This is a genomic window from Asticcacaulis currens, assembly GCF_028550395.1.
GTDB lineage: Bacteria > Pseudomonadota > Alphaproteobacteria > Caulobacterales > Caulobacteraceae > Asticcacaulis > Asticcacaulis currens.
In genome coordinates, this window is record NZ_JAQQKW010000002.1 from 384,436 (window position 1) to 399,683 (window position 15,248).

A 15,248-nucleotide genomic window follows, 5' to 3' on the forward strand; every position below is an offset into this window, starting at 1 on the left:
ATGGCTTTACGCAAATTAGCCGCCGAGGCACTGGGCACCGCCTGGCTACTGGCGATTGTGATCGGGTCTGGCATCATGGGGCAGGCCCTGTCAGGCGGCAACAGCGCTCTGGCGCTTATGGCGAATGCCGTGGCAACGGGGACAGGCCTGATCGTGCTGATCACCCTGTTCGGGCCTCTGTCTGGCGCGCACTTCAACCCGCTGGTGACGCTGACCTTTATGATGCGCGGCGACATCAAACCGGCTCTGGCGGCGGCCTATATGGTCGCGCAGTTCGTCGGGGCGGTCATCGGCGTCGGGATCGCCCACGCCATGTTCGGCGAGGCCCTGATGCAGTCGGCCACAAGACTGCGGGACGGTTCCGGCCTTATGCTGTCCGAAGCCGTAGCCACTTTTGGCCTGATGGGTACAATTTTCGGCTGCCAACGCTTTAAACCCGATTTTACGCCCACCGCCGTAGGCCTTTACATCACCTCAGCCTACTGGTTCACAAGCTCCACCGCCTTTGCCAACCCCGCCCTCACTTTGGCCCGCAGCCTGACCGACAGCTTCGCGGGCATTGCCCTCGCCTCCGCGCCCGCCTTTATCGCCGCTCAGACTACCGGTGCGGTTATGGCTTTTCTCGTTTTTGGCTGGTTGCTAAACTCGCCCCCGCCCCAGACGTCCCCAGAAAGCAAAACCACCCCGGAGAGGATGGCCTCATGACGATCACCATCTATCACAATCCCGACTGCGGCACGTCGCGCAACGTGCTCGCCGTCATCGAAGCGGCGGGCTATACACCCCACGTCATTCCCTATCTCAGCGTCGGGTGGCAGCGCGACCACTTGCTGACCCTGTTTGCCGATGCCGGTCTGACGCCGCGTCAGGCCCTGCGCGAAAGCAAGTCGCCGGCCACCGAGCTGGGCCTGCTCGACCCCGGCGTCAGCGATGAAGACCTGATCGAGGCTATGCTGGCTCACCCCATACTGGTCAACCGACCCTTTGTGGTCACCGCCAAAGGGACGCGGTTGTGCCGCCCCTCGGAAAAGGTGCTCGATCTGCTAGAACGCTGGCCCTCCGGTCCCTTTCGCAAGGAGGACGGAGAATTGATGATCGACGCCAACGGGAATCGCATCGGCGGGTAAATTCAGATATGCAGGGCCAATGACCGTACCCGATCACGCCGTCAGCGCCCTGAGCACCGCCCTCTTCTGGCTGGACTACGCCGCCGTGGCCCTGTTCGGGGCCTCCGGCGCCATAGCGGCGGCGCGCGGGCGTCAGGACATCATCACCTTCACCTTTTTCGCCGCCATTACCGGCGTCGGCGGCGGGACGCTTCGGGACGTGCTGATCGGCGCCCCGGTCTTCTGGGTGCAGAGACCAGACTACATCCTGATCTGCGCGCTGGCCGGGCTGGCCGTGTGGGTGCTGGCCCCGCGCAATGCCTCACCGCGTCCGGACGGCAAGCCCGGCAAACGGATGCTGGCCATGCTGTGGCTGGACGCCATGGGCCTGGCGGCCTATGCGGTCGTGGGCGCGGCCAAGGCGCTGAACCTCGGTGTGGCCCCTGTCTCGGCCGTGGTGATGGGCGTGCTGACGGCGACCTTCGGCGGGATCATCCGCGATGTGCTGGCCGGAGAGCCCAACCTGTTGCTGCGCCGGGAAATCTATATCACCGCCGCGCTTTTGGGGGCGTCGGTCTTCGTTACCCTCAGCCTCTTCGGCCTGTCCTTCTGGCCCGCAGGCCTCTGCGGATTCGCCGCCGCTCTGGCGCTGCGCGGGGCGGCGATTCACTGGTCGCTGGCCCTGCCCGCTTTCGGCCCGCGCAATCACGACCACAGCAACAAATCTTCATAATTGTTGCCATCTGCGACCCGGCGTCTCAGATCGCTCGCTTAAGCCCCTATACTTTCATCCACAAGCTTTATGTACCTGCCCCTCAGCGCGCCCTCATTCACAGGTCCGAAAACATATGAGAAAATGGGCGCACCGGCTGACTATCACTAATTTAATCCCCATCTCGATTGAAAGCGACAAAGCTGTTTGTAATTCAGAGACGCACCTACGGCCCATTACCTCTGATTTACTTTAATAGTACAGATATGAAACTTAAATGCATTTGCGTCGGCGTGACGAATATAAACGCCGACACAATCCGACGCCTTAGCGACAGCCGGACTTTATTTTTATGTAATTTTGTGATAGAAACGGTTCCACTGATGCAAAGGGACGCGAAGCGTTTCGTCGGCATCTCCTAATCTTCACCTAAAATGCCGCCTGCGCGCCCCGCACATCCGGCATCTTCGACAAAGGTCGGATGACAGGCTTGTCTTAGTCCATTCATACACAGCAGCGATGCCCCGAACCAGATTGAGGGACGTCGTTGTTTTTTTGCGTCCGCGCCTCCCGGCCTCCTCCCTGATCGCCGGTCAGCCGTATGCGTCGCCTGAAGGGACTATCTCAGCGCCTTGCCTTCGCCCTCACTTACAAAGAAAGAGGACCGCAATGACGACTGTTGCAGCAGAACTCGAATTCAAGACGGGCGACAAGGTGGTGTATCCGGCGCATGGCGTCGGCACCGTGGCCGCCGTTGAGAGCCAGGAAGTGGCCGGCTATCAGCTCGAAGTCTATGTCGTCACCTTCGACCACGAGAAGATGACCCTGCGCGTCCCGACTAAGAAGGCTAAGACGGCCGGTCTGCGCCACCTCGCCCCCGCCGCCGTCATGTCGCAGGCGCTGGTCACGCTGAAAGGCCGTGCCCGCGTGAAGCGCACCATGTGGTCGCGTCGCGCGCAGGAATACGAAGCCAAGATCAATTCGGGCGATCTCGTTTCTATCGCCGAGGTGGTGCGCGACCTGCACCGCGCCGAAAACCAGCCGGAGCAGTCCTACTCCGAGCGTCAGCTTTACGAATCGGCTCTGGACCGCATGGCCCGCGAAGTCGCCGCCATCGAAAAGATCGACCGCGACGCCGCCGTGGCCCTGCTGAACAAATCTCTGATCAAGGCGGCCTAAGCTCAGCCTGACTTCGGTACTGCAAAAGGCGCTTTGGGAAACCAAAGCGCCTTTTATCTTGGAAACTATAGTGACACCCTTCCCGACAAGCGACAAACTAACCTTTTTGCTTCAAGGTGATGCTTGGATTACCCAGATAATCCTGAATGCGCATACCCTTACGTTTAGAATGGCAAATGGTTGCCGCATTGAGTCGGCTCAAACACTTATCTACGTGGCCGCAGATGGCAGCCACACAGTCCACAACAAACCATGGCGCGACGAACAACCCGTTCGTTTTCACAACCTATTGGAAAAGCCTCTGCTAGGCGTGACGACTTCGGGACTGTTGATGTCACTGAGTTTCGAAGGCGGTCATCAGCTGATTATTACATCAGATCCAGCCCCATACGAAGCCGGTGCCGTCCTCGATCCAGACGGCACCGGCTTCTACTTTTGAGTCGATCTATGCCAGCGTGCGCAGGCCCGGCTCGCGGTCAAAGTAGCGCTGTGCCGCTGCGGCGATAAAGCCGTCGGCCTCCACCACGCCCGCGTCCGGCACCACGCCCGCCTTATCGAGCAGGGGCTGAGATTCCGGCGTGTGGCCGATGGCCTTCAAGTGACCAAAGGCGTTCATCACCCATTCGACTGAGGCCGCTTCTTTGAGGTGGCGCTGCGTCCCCGCCTCCGACAGCAGGACAAACACCGCATCGAACAGTTGCGATGGCGCGCCCAGCAATTGCCCGTCAGCATCGGCCAGACTGCCGTCCGATAGCGGTATGCCGTGGATCTGCACCCCGACCACGAAGGGCGTAGCGCCCGCCGCCGTGATATCGGCCTTGAGCTGGCTTAAAATCGCCGCGTCGCTATCCTTGCAAATCAGGATACCCACCTTACGCCCTTGCAGGGTCGGCTTCAGGTTCTTCTGGATCGACAGAGCGTCGGACGGTGCCAGGTCGATGGGTTCGCGCGCCACCTGCGCTGCCTCGGGCAGGTCGATCCCCAGCCCCGTCGCCACGCGCGCCGCCAACTCGTCATCGACATTGCGCAGATTGGCCACCATGCGCGGCGCCACCCCCCGCAAATTGACCTTCGACAGTTCAAACACAAAGGCCGAGGCGATATGCGCCCGCTCGGACTCTGTCTGCGATTTCCAGAACAGGCGCGCCTGCGAATAGTGATCGGCAAACAGCTCCGGCCGCACGCGCAGCTTGTCACCCTGCTCGTCCGCGCCGTCCTGAGCCGCAACGGTGGTGAACCCCGTCACCGAGCATTCGCGCGGCCCGCCGTCTTCGCCGTGCGCCCCCAGACTGTTGGGCTCATAGTTGGCGCGCCCCTTGGGCACCTGCATCTGCATGTGGCCATCGCGCTGGAAGTTCTGGAAGGGACACTTCGGCGCGTTGATCGGCAACTGATGAAAGTTGGTGCTGCCCAGCCGCTTGAGCTGCGTATCGAGATAGGAGAACAGCCGCCCCTGCAACAGCGGGTCATTGCTGAAGTCGATGCCGGGGACGATGTTGGCCGGGCAATAGGCCACCTGCTCCACCTCGGCAAAGAAGTTGTCCGGGTTGCGGTCGAGCACCATGCGCCCGACTATAGTCACCGGCACCACCTCTTCCGGGATGATCTTGGTAGCGTCGAGCACATCATAGGGCAGGCTGTCGGCCAGCGCCTGATCGAACAGTTGCACCCCCAGCTCCCATTCAGGGAACGCCCCGCTGTCGATGGCCTCAAACAGGTCGCGGCGGTGGAAGTCGTTATCGGCGGCCTGAATCTTCAGCGATTCGTCCCACACCAGCGATTGCAGCCCCAGCTTCGGCTTCCAGTGAAACTTGACGAAGGTGGACTTCCCCTCGGCATTGACGAAGCGGAAGGTGTGGACGCCGAACCCCTCCATCGTGCGAAAGGCGCGCGGCAGGGTGCGATCGGACATAGCCCACATCAGCATGTGGGTCGATTCCGGCATCAGGGACACGAAGTCCCAGAAGGTGTCGTGCGCCGAAGCCGCCTGAGGATAGCCCCGGTCGGCCTCCATCTTCACCGCGTGCACAAGGTCGGGAAACTTTATGGCGTCCTGTATGAAGAAGACCGGGATGTTATTGCCCACAAGATCCCAGTTGCCTTCCTGCGTATAGAATTTCACCGCGAAGCCGCGCACATCGCGCGGGGTATCGACGCTGCCCGCTCCGCCGGCGACGGTCGAAAAGCGCACAAAGACCGGCACGCGCTCGCCCACTCGCTGGAACAGATCGGCCGTGGTGATGTCGGACAGGGACTGCGTCAGTTCGAAATAGCCATGCGCCGCCGAACCGCGAGCATGGACGATGCGTTCGGGGATGCGCTCATGGTCGAAGTGGAAGATTTTTTCGCGCAGGACAAAGTCTTCGATCAGGGTCGGGCCCCGCGTTCCGGACTTCAGGCTGTTCTGGTTGTCGGAGACGCGAATCCCCTGATTGGTGGTCAGATGCCCTTGCGGCGTGTGCGGACCAGAATGATGGACCTGCTGATGGGTTTCTCCGCCCTGACCGGCGACGGTATCGAACTTCGCGGTGTCGTCCATTTTATCCTCGTGATAGGTATGACCCGCCGCCAGAAGGACATTTCGGCCTGATGCCATAAAGAGTCACTGCGGATTCACCTGTGGCCGGTTTTCCACAGCAGATGATTTCATTTTTAACCATCTTGCCTGATCACCGCGAGGCAGGTATCAGGGCGCCTCTTTGACCTCACACCGGAGATTTCCGCATGCGCCAGATTAACCGGCCATCCGAACGCAATCTCCCTTCGGGCCTGAAATAGGCCCGAAGGGCCGTTTTCGCTTTCCCGTTCTCAGCCTACAGAAGGACCCCGCGCATGAACCTGCGCGGGCGTGTAAGGTCATGTCCTCGTCTCAATATGTGCGCTTTGTGACGCCGCTGATCCATCCGTGGAGCGGCGTCGAAAGCGGTTTCTTTCAGGCGTCGTGGTATCTGTATCGCAACGGCGCCCCGCGCTGGATTACCGACGAACTGTCTGAGCAGTTCGACTGGTACAACCGCTATCTGGCAGTGCCCGACCGAATCGGCCGTCACTTCAAGCGGCGGCGGTCAATCTGGGGCATCTGCTGGTTCGATCCGAAGGCGCTTGAAGCCATTGAGCGGGCGCGCTACTGCGCCTGGCTTATTGGCGAAGGTGGCCTGCCGGTGCGTGACATCAAGGCGCGCATCGCCAAGGAAATCATCTGGCGCGATTCCCAGCAGATCGTCGTCAAGCCGATGTCAGACCTGCCGAAGGCTTTCGCCTGAACACGGGGTTTTTCCGCTTGACGCTGTCGCTGGCTTTGCCTATAGAACGCGCCTCTTGCGCTGCCGTTCAAAGGCCGCGCCCTGTCTATTGTTTCTAACGAAGGTGGATATCATGTCGCGTCGTTGCGAACTCACCGGTGTCGGCCCGATGGTCGGCCACTCCGTGAGCCACTCAAACATCAAGACGAAGCGTCGCTTCCTGCCCTCGCTTCGTGAAACCGCGCTTCAATCCGAAGCTCTGGGTCAATCCTTCCGTCTGAAGATCTCCAACGCCGCCCTGCGCACGCTGGACTTCAAGGGCGGCCTGGACGCCTTCCTCGTCAAGGCTGACGATACCGAACTGTCTCTGCGCGCCCGTCGCCTGAAGAAGCAGATCAAGGCGAAGCTGGCTGAGAAGGCTGCGGCCTAATCTTTGAGGCATAAACCGAACACGCGAAAGACCCCGAGGCTCCGGCTTCGGGGTTTTTTGTTTATATCGACCGTTCAGGGCTGGTAATCGAACATCAGCAGGTGAGTCGGGTCATTGTCCCCGATAGGATCGCTGATCAGATAAAGCCGGTAGCCGTCGCGCGTTTTCACTGCCGACACGCCCTCATAATTGTCGATAGGCAGCGGCGGCTCGATTCGCAGGATCGTATCAACCAGCCTCAGGCGCTTGCCCTCAAGCCGCACGACCCGCAGCACACTGCGCGCCCCCACCATGGGCAGATAGAAGCGATAAAGCGCCAGCATCTCATCGGGTTTGGCCGGATCGAGCGGGGCCAGAGACACCAGCTTGTAACCGAAACCCGGCGTGGTCGGCCCGGCCAGCGTCTCGCATCGGTAGGTATCGAGTGCGCACTTCCAGAAGCCCCCCACCTCAGCCCCCAAAATCAGCGACGCCTCGCCCTTTGATGACAGGTGAAACGTAACCGCCTCAAGCCCTTCATTCGACGGTAGGGCGGGCAGGCCGGTCAGCGGCAGACGCTCCCCCGGCCCGCCCAGATCGGGGCCATAGCGCATCACGCGCGCATCGCCTTCAAACGAGACATAGACCGTGCCGTCGCGCGGATCGACCGCCATGTCCTCAGAGTCCGACAGCGACTTGTTGCCAAAGGGCTTGCCGTCGGCCCCGCGCAGCCAGTCGAGGCTCAGCGGGCCCTCGGTGCCGCGCACCGGCAGGGTGAAGCGCGCGCGGGTCCCATAATCCCCGATGGTGTCGATCATCACCCCGTCCTTACCCGGCGTGACGACCAGATCGGACAGGCCGGTCAGCCAGGCAGTGCCTTCCCCTTTCACGACATAGCCGCCGATGTAGCGGGCCTTTTGCGCAGGCGGGCCGCTGACCGCAGGCAAGGGAGTAAAAGTGACTCGCGTGCCGCCCTGATAGGGGACGGGACCCGCCACAGCCGTGGTGGTCAGCAGGGCGGAGAATAACAAGGCTAATCGCATGAGAACTCCGTTTGACCACCTCTCCACCAAAGCAGGGGTGGACGCATCACCGCCGTGCGGCGGTTTTTTCATCGAACAGTTCGGCCAGCTTTTCGATCAACGCCCCGCCCAGTTGCTCGACGTCAATCAGCGTCATGGCCCGACGGTAATAGCGCGTCACGTCGTGGCCAATGCCGATGGCCGCGAGCTCGACGCGCCCGGCTCCTTCGATGTCGGCAATGACCTTGCGCAGGTGGTTTTCGAGATAGTGGCCCGAGTTGACGCTGAGGGTCGAATCATCGACCGGCGCGCCGTCGGATATAACCATCAGAATACGGCGCGACTCCGGCCGCCCCAGGAGGCGCGTATAGGCCCATTGCAGGGCCTCCCCGTCGATATTCTCTTTCAACAGGCCCTCGCGCATCATCAGGCCGAGATTCTTGTTGGCCCGCCGCCAGGGATTATCCGCCGCCTTATAGATGATGTGTCTGAGGTCGTTGAGGCGACCCGGCGCTGCCGGCTTACCTTCGCGCACCCACTGTTCGCGCGACTGCCCGCCCTTCCACGCCTTGGTGGTGAAGCCCAGAATCTCGACCTTCACGCCGCAGCGTTCCAGCGTGCGCGCCAGCACGTCGGCGCAGATGGCCGCGACCATGATCGGCCGCCCGCGCATCGAGCCGGAATTGTCTAGCAGCAGCGTCACCACCGTGTCGCGGAACTCGGTGTCCTTTTCCTGCTTGAACGACAAGGGCGCGCTGGGGTCGATGATCACCCGCGTCAGCTTGGCGGCATCCAGCACGCCCTCTTCGAGGTCGAAATTCCACGAGCGGCTCTGCTGCGCCATCAGGCGGCGTTGCAGCCGGTTAGCCAGACGGGCCACAACGTTCGACAGATTGGCCAGTTGCTGATTGAGGAAGCCGCGCAGCCTCTCCAGTTCTTCGGGATCGCACAGGTCTTCGGCGTTGATGACCTCATCATAGGCCTTGGTGAAGACGTCATAGTCCTTGCGCTCACCGCCCGCATTGGGGGTCTGCATTTGGCTGGCCTCGGCGGCCTCGCCATCGACCACCTCATCGGCCGAACCCTCAGCCAGAGACTGAGGATCGCCCGACATCTGGGTGAAGTCCTCATCACCGGTCTGGGACTGATCGTCGCCGCCGTTGGGTTCCTCTTCCTGTTGCGGCTGCGAATCGTCCTGATCCTCGGCATCCTCTTCGGCCTCAGCCGACGGGTCATTGCCTTCGGATTGTTCGTCCTCGCCCTCGTCGTTTTTTTCTTCTTCCTTGGCGTCTTGCGAATCGTCGGTGAGGTCCAGCGCCCGCAACACTTCACGCGCCTTTTGCGTAAAGGCCTTCTGATCAGCGATCAGGTCCGCCAGTTCGTTCAGACCCTGCCCCGTCTTTTGTTCGATCTCGTCCCGCAGAAGATTGACCACCCGCTGCGCCTCGTTCGGCACAGGATCGCCGGTGAGGATTTCACGCGCGATCAGACCCAGAATGTCGGCCAGATTGAGTTCGGACTTTTCCTCCTTACGCCCCAAACCGCTGCGATCCAGATCGGACTGAAGCGCCGCGCGCAGGTTTTTGCGCACCCCGCCCATAGCATTGGCCCCGATGGCTTCAAGCCGTGCCTCTTCCAGCACGTCAAAGGCTTCGGCCCCCGCCGTATCGACAGGCCGGGCGCGGACATGGATAGCGGCATCGTGGTGCGCGACCTTTAGCGCCAGACGGTCGGCTTGCCCGCGCACCGTAGCCGACAGGCGGGCATTCAAATCGCGCGGCGGATTGGGCAGGACCAGCTTGCGGCCATCCAGACGCGGCCCGTCCGGCCCGAAGACGACTTCGAGTTCGGGATCTTCCGCCAGGGCGCGCGTCGAATGGATCAGCGCCTTGCGAAACGGATCGGACAGAACGGTAACGGGCTTGGCCATTGGTTTCCTCTTATCCTCCCCTTTGAAACGGGGAGGTGGCGAGCTTGTCTCGCCGGAGGGGGCAGTCTTTGCGTGGCTTGCCCCACCCACCACTTCGTGGTCCCCTCTCCCCGCAAGCAGGGAGGGATGCACCTAGATCACCTTCACCTTAAGCGCCGATTCCTTCACATCCGCGCCAAAGCTGCGCTGATAGAATTCCGCCAGAGTCGGGCGCTCCAGCTCATCGCACTTGTTGAGGAAGGTCAGGCGGAAAGCCACCTCCGGGTCATTGCCGAAGATCAGCGTATTCTGTGCCCAGGTGATGACGGTCCGCGGCGACATGACGGTCGAGATATCGCCATTGGCAAAGGCCGAGCGCGTCAGGTCGGCGACGCGCACCATAGCGTCGATCAGGCTCTTGCGCTCCGGCGTATCGAACTCCGGCAGCTTGGCCAGCACGATCTCCACCTCGGCCTCGTGGCTGAGATAGTTGAGCGTGGTGACGATCGACCAGCGGTCCATCTGACCCTGATTGATCTGCTGCGTGCCGTGATAAAGCCCGGTGGTGTCACCCAGACCGATGGTGTTGGTGGTGGCAAACAGGCGGAAGAAGCTGTTGGGGCGGATGACCTTGTTCTGATCCAGCAGCGTCAGGCGGCCCTGCGCCTCCAGCACGCGCTGGATGACGAACATCACATCCGGACGCCCGGCGTCGTATTCGTCGAAGACCAGCGCCACGGGCCGTTGCAGCGACCACGGCAGGATGCCTTCCTTGAACTCGGTGACTTGCTGGCCATCCTTGAGCACGATGGCGTCCTTACCGATCAGGTCGATCCGCGACACATGGCTGTCGAGATTGACGCGCACCAGCGGCCAGTTCAGCCGCGCGGCGATCTGCTCGATATGGGTGGACTTACCCGTGCCGTGGAAGCCCTGCACCATGACGCGGCGGTCATAGGCAAAGCCGGCGCAGATGGCGATGGTTGTCTGCGGGTCGAAGCGATAGGACGGGTCGATTTCCGGCACATGCTCATCACGCGTCGAAAAGGCAGGGACCAGCATGTCGGAATCGACGCCGAACACCTCACGCATCGATACCTTCTTGTCCGGCACAAGGCCCAGAAGCGGATCGGACAGGGTATCGGAGGTGAGTACGGGCATGGCAAAAACGCTTTCGGACGGACGAACGGATGCGTTTTTCAGCTAAGACCTATGCCCTCAAGACTCAACCCTAAAACACGCCGGAGACGGATTTTTTTGAGGCCTGCTCTCCTATGGTCATATTCGCTGAAAAGTCATACTCTGTCACAGAGGGAGAGGGCCATGACGAGAGATCAGTTCGCAGATTTTGCAGCCTGGGGCTTGCTGGCCTGTGGTTATATCTGTTCCGCGGTCTTCCTTTACATTTACGGTAGCCGCTTGGGCTGGCTTACCCTCCCTCCTGAAACCAAACACGCAATCTGGATGTTCGATATTGTTCTGTTCAGTCTTATACTGGGCATTGCGGCGACACGGCCCAAACGCCTTTGGTTATGTATCCCATTGATAATGCTTCTGGCTGTTCTGACCATAGACCTTACAAAAGCGGACTGCATTGGCGATGTCTGTGTGATCGCTATCTAATCCCGGTCCGGGTGCTGATAGCTGATGAGCTTATCGAGAAACGGCGCGGCCTCGATGTCTTCCAGCGTGGTGCGCTCCGGCAGGGCGTGCAGGCCATTTACCCACGGCAGACGGCCTTCGGTGCCGAACTGAATGACCGGAGCGATGTCAGCGGGATCATCAAAGGCGGCGATAGACAGCGCCACACCGTCCGGCGCTTCGTAGGTCAGGGGCGTCCCGCAGTCGGGGCAAAAACCGCGCTGAACGAGGTTTGAACTTTGGAAGCGTTTGGGCTCGGCCTTGCTCCATGTGAGCGTCGCCTCCCGCACGCTGACCAGCGGCGCGAAAACATTGCCATAGGCCTTTTGGCACATGCGGCAATGACAGATGGAGGCATGGCCCAGCTCGCCTTCAACGCGGAAACGCACGGCCCCGCACTGACACCCACCGGTTCTGACCTCGACCATAATCCCCTCCCTAACCCTCTTCCCTCAGGGGCGAGGGATTTAGCCTTGCATAACCCAAAAAGCCTTCAATTTGGATGAGATGGCAGGAGGCTAACGCAGCCCGTATATGAATACGGGCAAGTGACGCCGACGAACCAGATCGCCAAATTCAAGGCTTTTAAGCCAGGCCCATTTTTTTGAGAACTTTATAGGCCTTGATCACGCGCTGGAGCTTGTCCTCGGCCGAGCGGTCGCCGCCATTATTGTCCGGGTGGCAGCGCTTGAGCAGTTCGGTATAGGCGGCGCGCACCTTTTCCGGCTCGGCCCCGACCTCAAGGTCGAGGTCGGCATAGGCCCCGCGTTCGATCTTGCCAAATTGGCGCTGGATCGGTGCGTCTTCGCCGGGCTTGCGCGGGGCGGCACCGGCGCCAAAGACCGAATGCGGGTCATACATGCCCGCGCCCTTGGTGCGTCCGGCGCTGAAGGCCGCCGCTTCGCGCGACGCGGCCGAAGCACGGAAGGCCCAGGTGGGGCGGCCACCGGTCATGGTCGCTTCGCGGTGCGCCTTGGCCTCGCCTTCGGACATGCCGGCAAAGAAGTTCCAGTTCTTGTTGTACTCGCCCGCGTGCGCCTGACAGAAGTTATAGTATTCGTTCATCATTTCGCGCGACTTTGGGGCCTTGGCCGTGGCCGCACGATGGCATTCCGGCCATTCGCAGCGCACCTGCCCCGGCTTCAGCGACAGCACATCGTCTTCCGGACGCTTGCCATTCACCTCGCCCTCCTTGGGCGGGCGAATACGCATGTCCAGACCAAACTTCGGCTTGTACTTGAACCCTTCGCTCATGATTTCGAACGCGACCCTTTGAACTTTACGCAAACCGACCATATAGGTCGGAGTCGGGCCTCTATAAAGCCCTTATGAGGTTAAATTATGGGTAAAACACGCGAGACCATCGAGACCAAACTGACGGCGGCCTTCGCCCCGCTTCGTCTGGAGGTGACGGACGATAGCGACAAGCATAAAGGGCATTCGGGCGCGCGTGAAGGGGGCGAAAGTCACTTTTCCGTCCTGATCGTCTCCGAGGCGTTTCGCGGGCAGAGCCGCGTCGCCCGTCAACGCGCCGTCAATGCGGCCCTGCGTGAGGAACTGAGCGGCCCCGTCCACGCCCTGTCGATGCAGACCCTGACGCCGGAAGAGGCTTAGCGCTGTACCCAGTCCTCCCGGCGCAGGATGACCTTCTTGTCGTTGCGCACCTGATCGGCCAGCAGGTGATGCAGGTTGACGCTGTGGAAGCGGTCCCAGTTGGCGACGTCCAGATTTTGCTGGATCAGTTCCAGAGAGGTGTTCCATTCGTCGGTAGACAGGCGGCTGACCTTCAGATTGAAGCGCACCGCCAGCACCAGCGCAAACAGGCAGCACAGCAGGTAAAGGCCCAGCATGGTATTGTCATAGATGCCTTGCTCGCTCAGATAGGCCAAGACGCTATGGATATCCGGCAGGACCGATGTCTTAGCCGAGGTAGACGCAACATGCAGGGATAGTTCCGGCATTCGCCAGTGCCCCAGCCCCAACCTCTGCGCGATATCCGCCACTATAGCGGCCACCCACGCCCAGGCCGGGGCGACAATCGTATCTATCACGCCCTGCACGTCTACGCGCGAAAAGACGAGGCGTCCCGCCACGGCCGCCCCGCACAGGGCGATGACGCCCATGACCAGACCGGTGACCAGATGATTGCTGGTCGTCGCCACGATGCGGTAAAAGTAATGGGTGCGGCGCACCAGCCAGATTTGAAGCTGGGTGTAGCGTTCAACATTCTCCATCCGCCGCCCCAGCCAGTAGATCAGCAACGTCCAGCGGTATGCCAATTCCGGCCAGCGGGAATTGGTTTCTTCCGACCGCGCCGCGCCGCCCTTGAGCACCGAGGTCGAGTCCTTGCCCAGACGTGCGGCCATGGTGGTGATCAGATTTTTCAAATTCTTGGTGCGGAGCGCCGCCTGTTTGTCGAGCGTCTTACACGACTCCGTTTGGGAGTTATTATAGAAGTCGAACAGGTTGCGCGACTCCCGGATATAAAACCAGCGCCCGAAACGGTAAAATCCGATTATCAGGGCTGCTACAAGCAGCGGCGTTACCGGCGACATGTCGATCACATGGCCCTGGGGTAGCTGGTTTTGAAACGGAACCGTCACGAGTTGAGTAAGTAGCGCGTTGATGTTGCTGAAGAAAAACAGCAAAGAGGCTGAAGCAAGCGCAAAACAAACCGTGACGGCGAACTGATATTGCCGCTTTTTGAGAATATAGAAGGCGAGATTCTCACGAAAGCTCTGGCGAAAGGCCGCCAGCATGTCGCGGATATCACCATCGCCGGGGTCGCCGCTGGCACGCCCACCGGGGAAGCGATCCTCGATATTCAGGCGCGTAATGGCATAGTAGCGTTGCGGCAAGGAAATTGCGGTCAGCCGGAAGGCACGCAGGCACCACATCAGCAGATTGCTAATATGAGCCGTATAGCGCTCAATCCAGTTCTGGATATTCTGGCTCTTGTCGTCGAGACGTTCAGAAAACGGAAACATTTCCAGCGAATGGGTAAAATCCGCGTCCATACGTTCGCGCAGGCTTTGCCAGCGCGTATCGTCCTCGATGATCTGCTCGTACTGCCCCTCTTCCATGGTGCGCAACGTGGTGTTTTTCAGCTTGAAGAAGCCATAGCGATCGGCATCATCAATATAGGCCGACCACGACTTGCGCCGGTCGGTCTTACGCGCAGGCTTCGGCGTCTTAACCTTGGGTGGCACCTTGGTACTGTCGGTCTTTGTCTGCTTGCGCCTCATCATACCCCCCTGGCCAACGATCCGTAAGAAGAAGGTTAACGCAGGTTTATTGCAAAGCAAATACAGATCGGGCGATTAACTTAAGAGTGACAATCTCAGAAAATCGCGCCCCAGACGCGAACCCGGCGCATTGATACTGTGGCCTAGTCCTTTGAGAATGTGAGCGTCAGCGCTTACGCCCGCAGCGGTCAGGCGCTCAGCCGCCTCAAGGGTTTCGGCAAAAGGGATCACCTCGTCCTGATCGCCGTGCACCAGCCGGATCGGCGTGGGCGCAGGCGTCCACGGCACAGGTGACGACAGGCGACCGGAATAGGCGACCACCGCCGCCACGGGCCAACGTCCGCTGACCACGGCATCAAGCGCCATGATCGACCCTTGCGAAAAGCCAACCAGCACCACCTGCGCCGGATCGTCTATGCCGCGTTCGGCCATGACGGCGTGCAGGGTCGCATCAAAGGCCTCACGCGCCTCGACAAGGCGTTGCGCGCGGTTGTCCTCCGTCACGCCCTTGACCGAAAACCACTGCCGCCCGCTGGCCTGCGCATACATATCGAACGGATCAGGGCCGTCAGGCGCCGCAAACCCTGTGTCCGGCAGGGCCTCAGCCCAGTGCCGCCCCAGGCCGATCATGTCCGCACCGCACGAACCGACGCCGTGCAAAAAGATCACCAGATGTTTCAACACGCCTCTCCCAAAGCAAAAGAGGGAGCCTGAATGGCCCCCTCTTTCAACCAACTTTTTTGAGACCGCTTACGCCGCCTTCGCCGCATCTGTCTTTCAAAA

17 protein-coding genes are annotated in these 15,248 nt (G+C 60.6%); 9 read left to right on the forward strand and 8 right to left on the reverse strand.

Features of this window, described 5'->3' with window-relative positions:
- The 5 genes from PQU94_RS04935 to PQU94_RS04955 all read left to right on the forward strand — a co-directional run bounded on the left by PQU94_RS04935 (position 1) and on the right by PQU94_RS04955 (position 3,436).
- Positions 1 to 705: an aquaporin gene (locus tag PQU94_RS04935; RefSeq protein ID WP_272740378.1), complete on the forward strand. Its 705-nt coding sequence runs from the start codon at positions 1 to 3 to the stop codon at positions 703 to 705.
- Complete coding sequence (gene arsC / locus PQU94_RS04940; protein WP_272740379.1) at positions 702 to 1,127, forward strand: arsenate reductase (glutaredoxin); 426 nt, start codon at positions 702 to 704, stop codon at positions 1,125 to 1,127. The genes PQU94_RS04935 and arsC overlap by 4 nt, the downstream gene beginning before the upstream one ends.
- Positions 1,128 to 1,146: 19 nt before the next feature.
- Entirely contained in the window at positions 1,147 to 1,839 is a 693-nt protein-coding gene (locus tag PQU94_RS04945; RefSeq protein WP_272740380.1) for a trimeric intracellular cation channel family protein, read from the forward strand.
- 648 nt (positions 1,840 to 2,487) lie between these two features.
- Positions 2,488 to 2,997: a CarD family transcriptional regulator gene (locus PQU94_RS04950; RefSeq protein ID WP_013478601.1), complete on the forward strand. Its 510-nt coding sequence runs from the start codon at positions 2,488 to 2,490 to the stop codon at positions 2,995 to 2,997.
- Positions 2,998 to 3,067: 70 nt separating this feature from the next.
- Positions 3,068 to 3,436, forward strand: coding sequence for a hypothetical protein (locus tag PQU94_RS04955; protein WP_272740381.1), 369 nt, complete (start codon positions 3,068 to 3,070; stop codon positions 3,434 to 3,436).
- A 6-nt stretch (positions 3,437 to 3,442) separates the two neighbouring features.
- Here PQU94_RS04955 and PQU94_RS04960 read toward each other — a convergent pair whose 3' ends face one another.
- Positions 3,443 to 5,536, reverse strand: a complete 2,094-nt coding sequence (locus PQU94_RS04960) for a catalase (RefSeq protein WP_272740468.1) — start codon at positions 5,534 to 5,536, stop codon at positions 3,443 to 3,445.
- Positions 5,537 to 5,855: 319 nt separating this feature from the next.
- Here PQU94_RS04960 and PQU94_RS04965 point away from each other — a divergent pair, with 319 nt between their 5' ends.
- Both PQU94_RS04965 and rpmB read left to right on the forward strand, forming a co-directional pair.
- On the forward strand, positions 5,856 to 6,260 hold the full coding sequence (locus PQU94_RS04965; RefSeq protein ID WP_272740382.1) for a hypothetical protein: 405 nt from the start codon (positions 5,856 to 5,858) through the stop codon (positions 6,258 to 6,260).
- Positions 6,261 to 6,372: 112 nt separating this feature from the next.
- Positions 6,373 to 6,669, forward strand: a complete 297-nt coding sequence (gene rpmB / locus PQU94_RS04970) for a 50S ribosomal protein L28 (RefSeq protein WP_013478599.1) — start codon at positions 6,373 to 6,375, stop codon at positions 6,667 to 6,669.
- A gap of 74 nt (positions 6,670 to 6,743) precedes the next feature.
- Here the strand turns inward: rpmB and PQU94_RS04975 are convergent, their stop codons facing one another.
- The 3 genes from PQU94_RS04975 to cobS form a co-directional block, all read right to left on the reverse strand.
- Complete coding sequence (locus PQU94_RS04975; protein WP_272740383.1) at positions 6,744 to 7,691, reverse strand: esterase-like activity of phytase family protein; 948 nt, start codon at positions 7,689 to 7,691, stop codon at positions 6,744 to 6,746.
- A 46-nt stretch (positions 7,692 to 7,737) separates the two neighbouring features.
- Entirely contained in the window at positions 7,738 to 9,600 is a 1,863-nt protein-coding gene (gene cobT / locus PQU94_RS04980; RefSeq protein WP_272740384.1) for a cobaltochelatase subunit CobT, read from the reverse strand.
- 132 nt (positions 9,601 to 9,732) lie between these two features.
- Positions 9,733 to 10,740, reverse strand: coding sequence for a cobaltochelatase subunit CobS (gene cobS, locus PQU94_RS04985; protein WP_272740385.1), 1,008 nt, complete (start codon positions 10,738 to 10,740; stop codon positions 9,733 to 9,735).
- A 162-nt stretch (positions 10,741 to 10,902) separates the two neighbouring features.
- Here cobS and PQU94_RS04990 point away from each other — a divergent pair, with 162 nt between their 5' ends.
- Positions 10,903 to 11,202, forward strand: a complete 300-nt coding sequence (locus tag PQU94_RS04990; RefSeq protein ID WP_272740386.1) for a hypothetical protein — start codon at positions 10,903 to 10,905, stop codon at positions 11,200 to 11,202.
- Here the strand turns inward: PQU94_RS04990 and PQU94_RS04995 are convergent.
- Both PQU94_RS04995 and PQU94_RS05000 read right to left on the reverse strand, forming a co-directional pair.
- Positions 11,199 to 11,648 carry a GFA family protein gene (locus tag PQU94_RS04995; RefSeq protein ID WP_272740387.1) on the reverse strand — a complete coding sequence of 150 codons (450 nt, stop codon included), beginning with the start codon at positions 11,646 to 11,648 and terminating at the stop codon, positions 11,199 to 11,201. The genes PQU94_RS04990 and PQU94_RS04995 overlap by 4 nt on opposite strands.
- 157 nt (positions 11,649 to 11,805) lie before the next feature.
- Complete coding sequence (locus tag PQU94_RS05000; RefSeq protein WP_126420606.1) at positions 11,806 to 12,474, reverse strand: J domain-containing protein; 669 nt, start codon at positions 12,472 to 12,474, stop codon at positions 11,806 to 11,808.
- 87 nt (positions 12,475 to 12,561) lie between these two features.
- Between PQU94_RS05000 and PQU94_RS05005 the strand changes: the two genes are divergently transcribed.
- Positions 12,562 to 12,834: a BolA family protein gene (locus tag PQU94_RS05005; RefSeq protein ID WP_126420608.1), complete on the forward strand. Its 273-nt coding sequence runs from the start codon at positions 12,562 to 12,564 to the stop codon at positions 12,832 to 12,834.
- Here PQU94_RS05005 and PQU94_RS05010 read toward each other — a convergent pair.
- Together PQU94_RS05010 and PQU94_RS05015 are read right to left on the reverse strand one after the other, a co-directional pair.
- On the reverse strand, positions 12,831 to 14,465 hold the full coding sequence (locus tag PQU94_RS05010; protein ID WP_272740388.1) for a hypothetical protein: 1,635 nt from the start codon (positions 14,463 to 14,465) through the stop codon (positions 12,831 to 12,833). The genes PQU94_RS05005 and PQU94_RS05010 overlap by 4 nt on opposite strands.
- 75 nt (positions 14,466 to 14,540) lie before the next feature.
- Positions 14,541 to 15,149, reverse strand: a complete 609-nt coding sequence (locus PQU94_RS05015) for an alpha/beta hydrolase (RefSeq protein WP_272740389.1) — start codon at positions 15,147 to 15,149, stop codon at positions 14,541 to 14,543.
- Between the last annotated feature and the right edge of the window lie 99 nt (positions 15,150 to 15,248).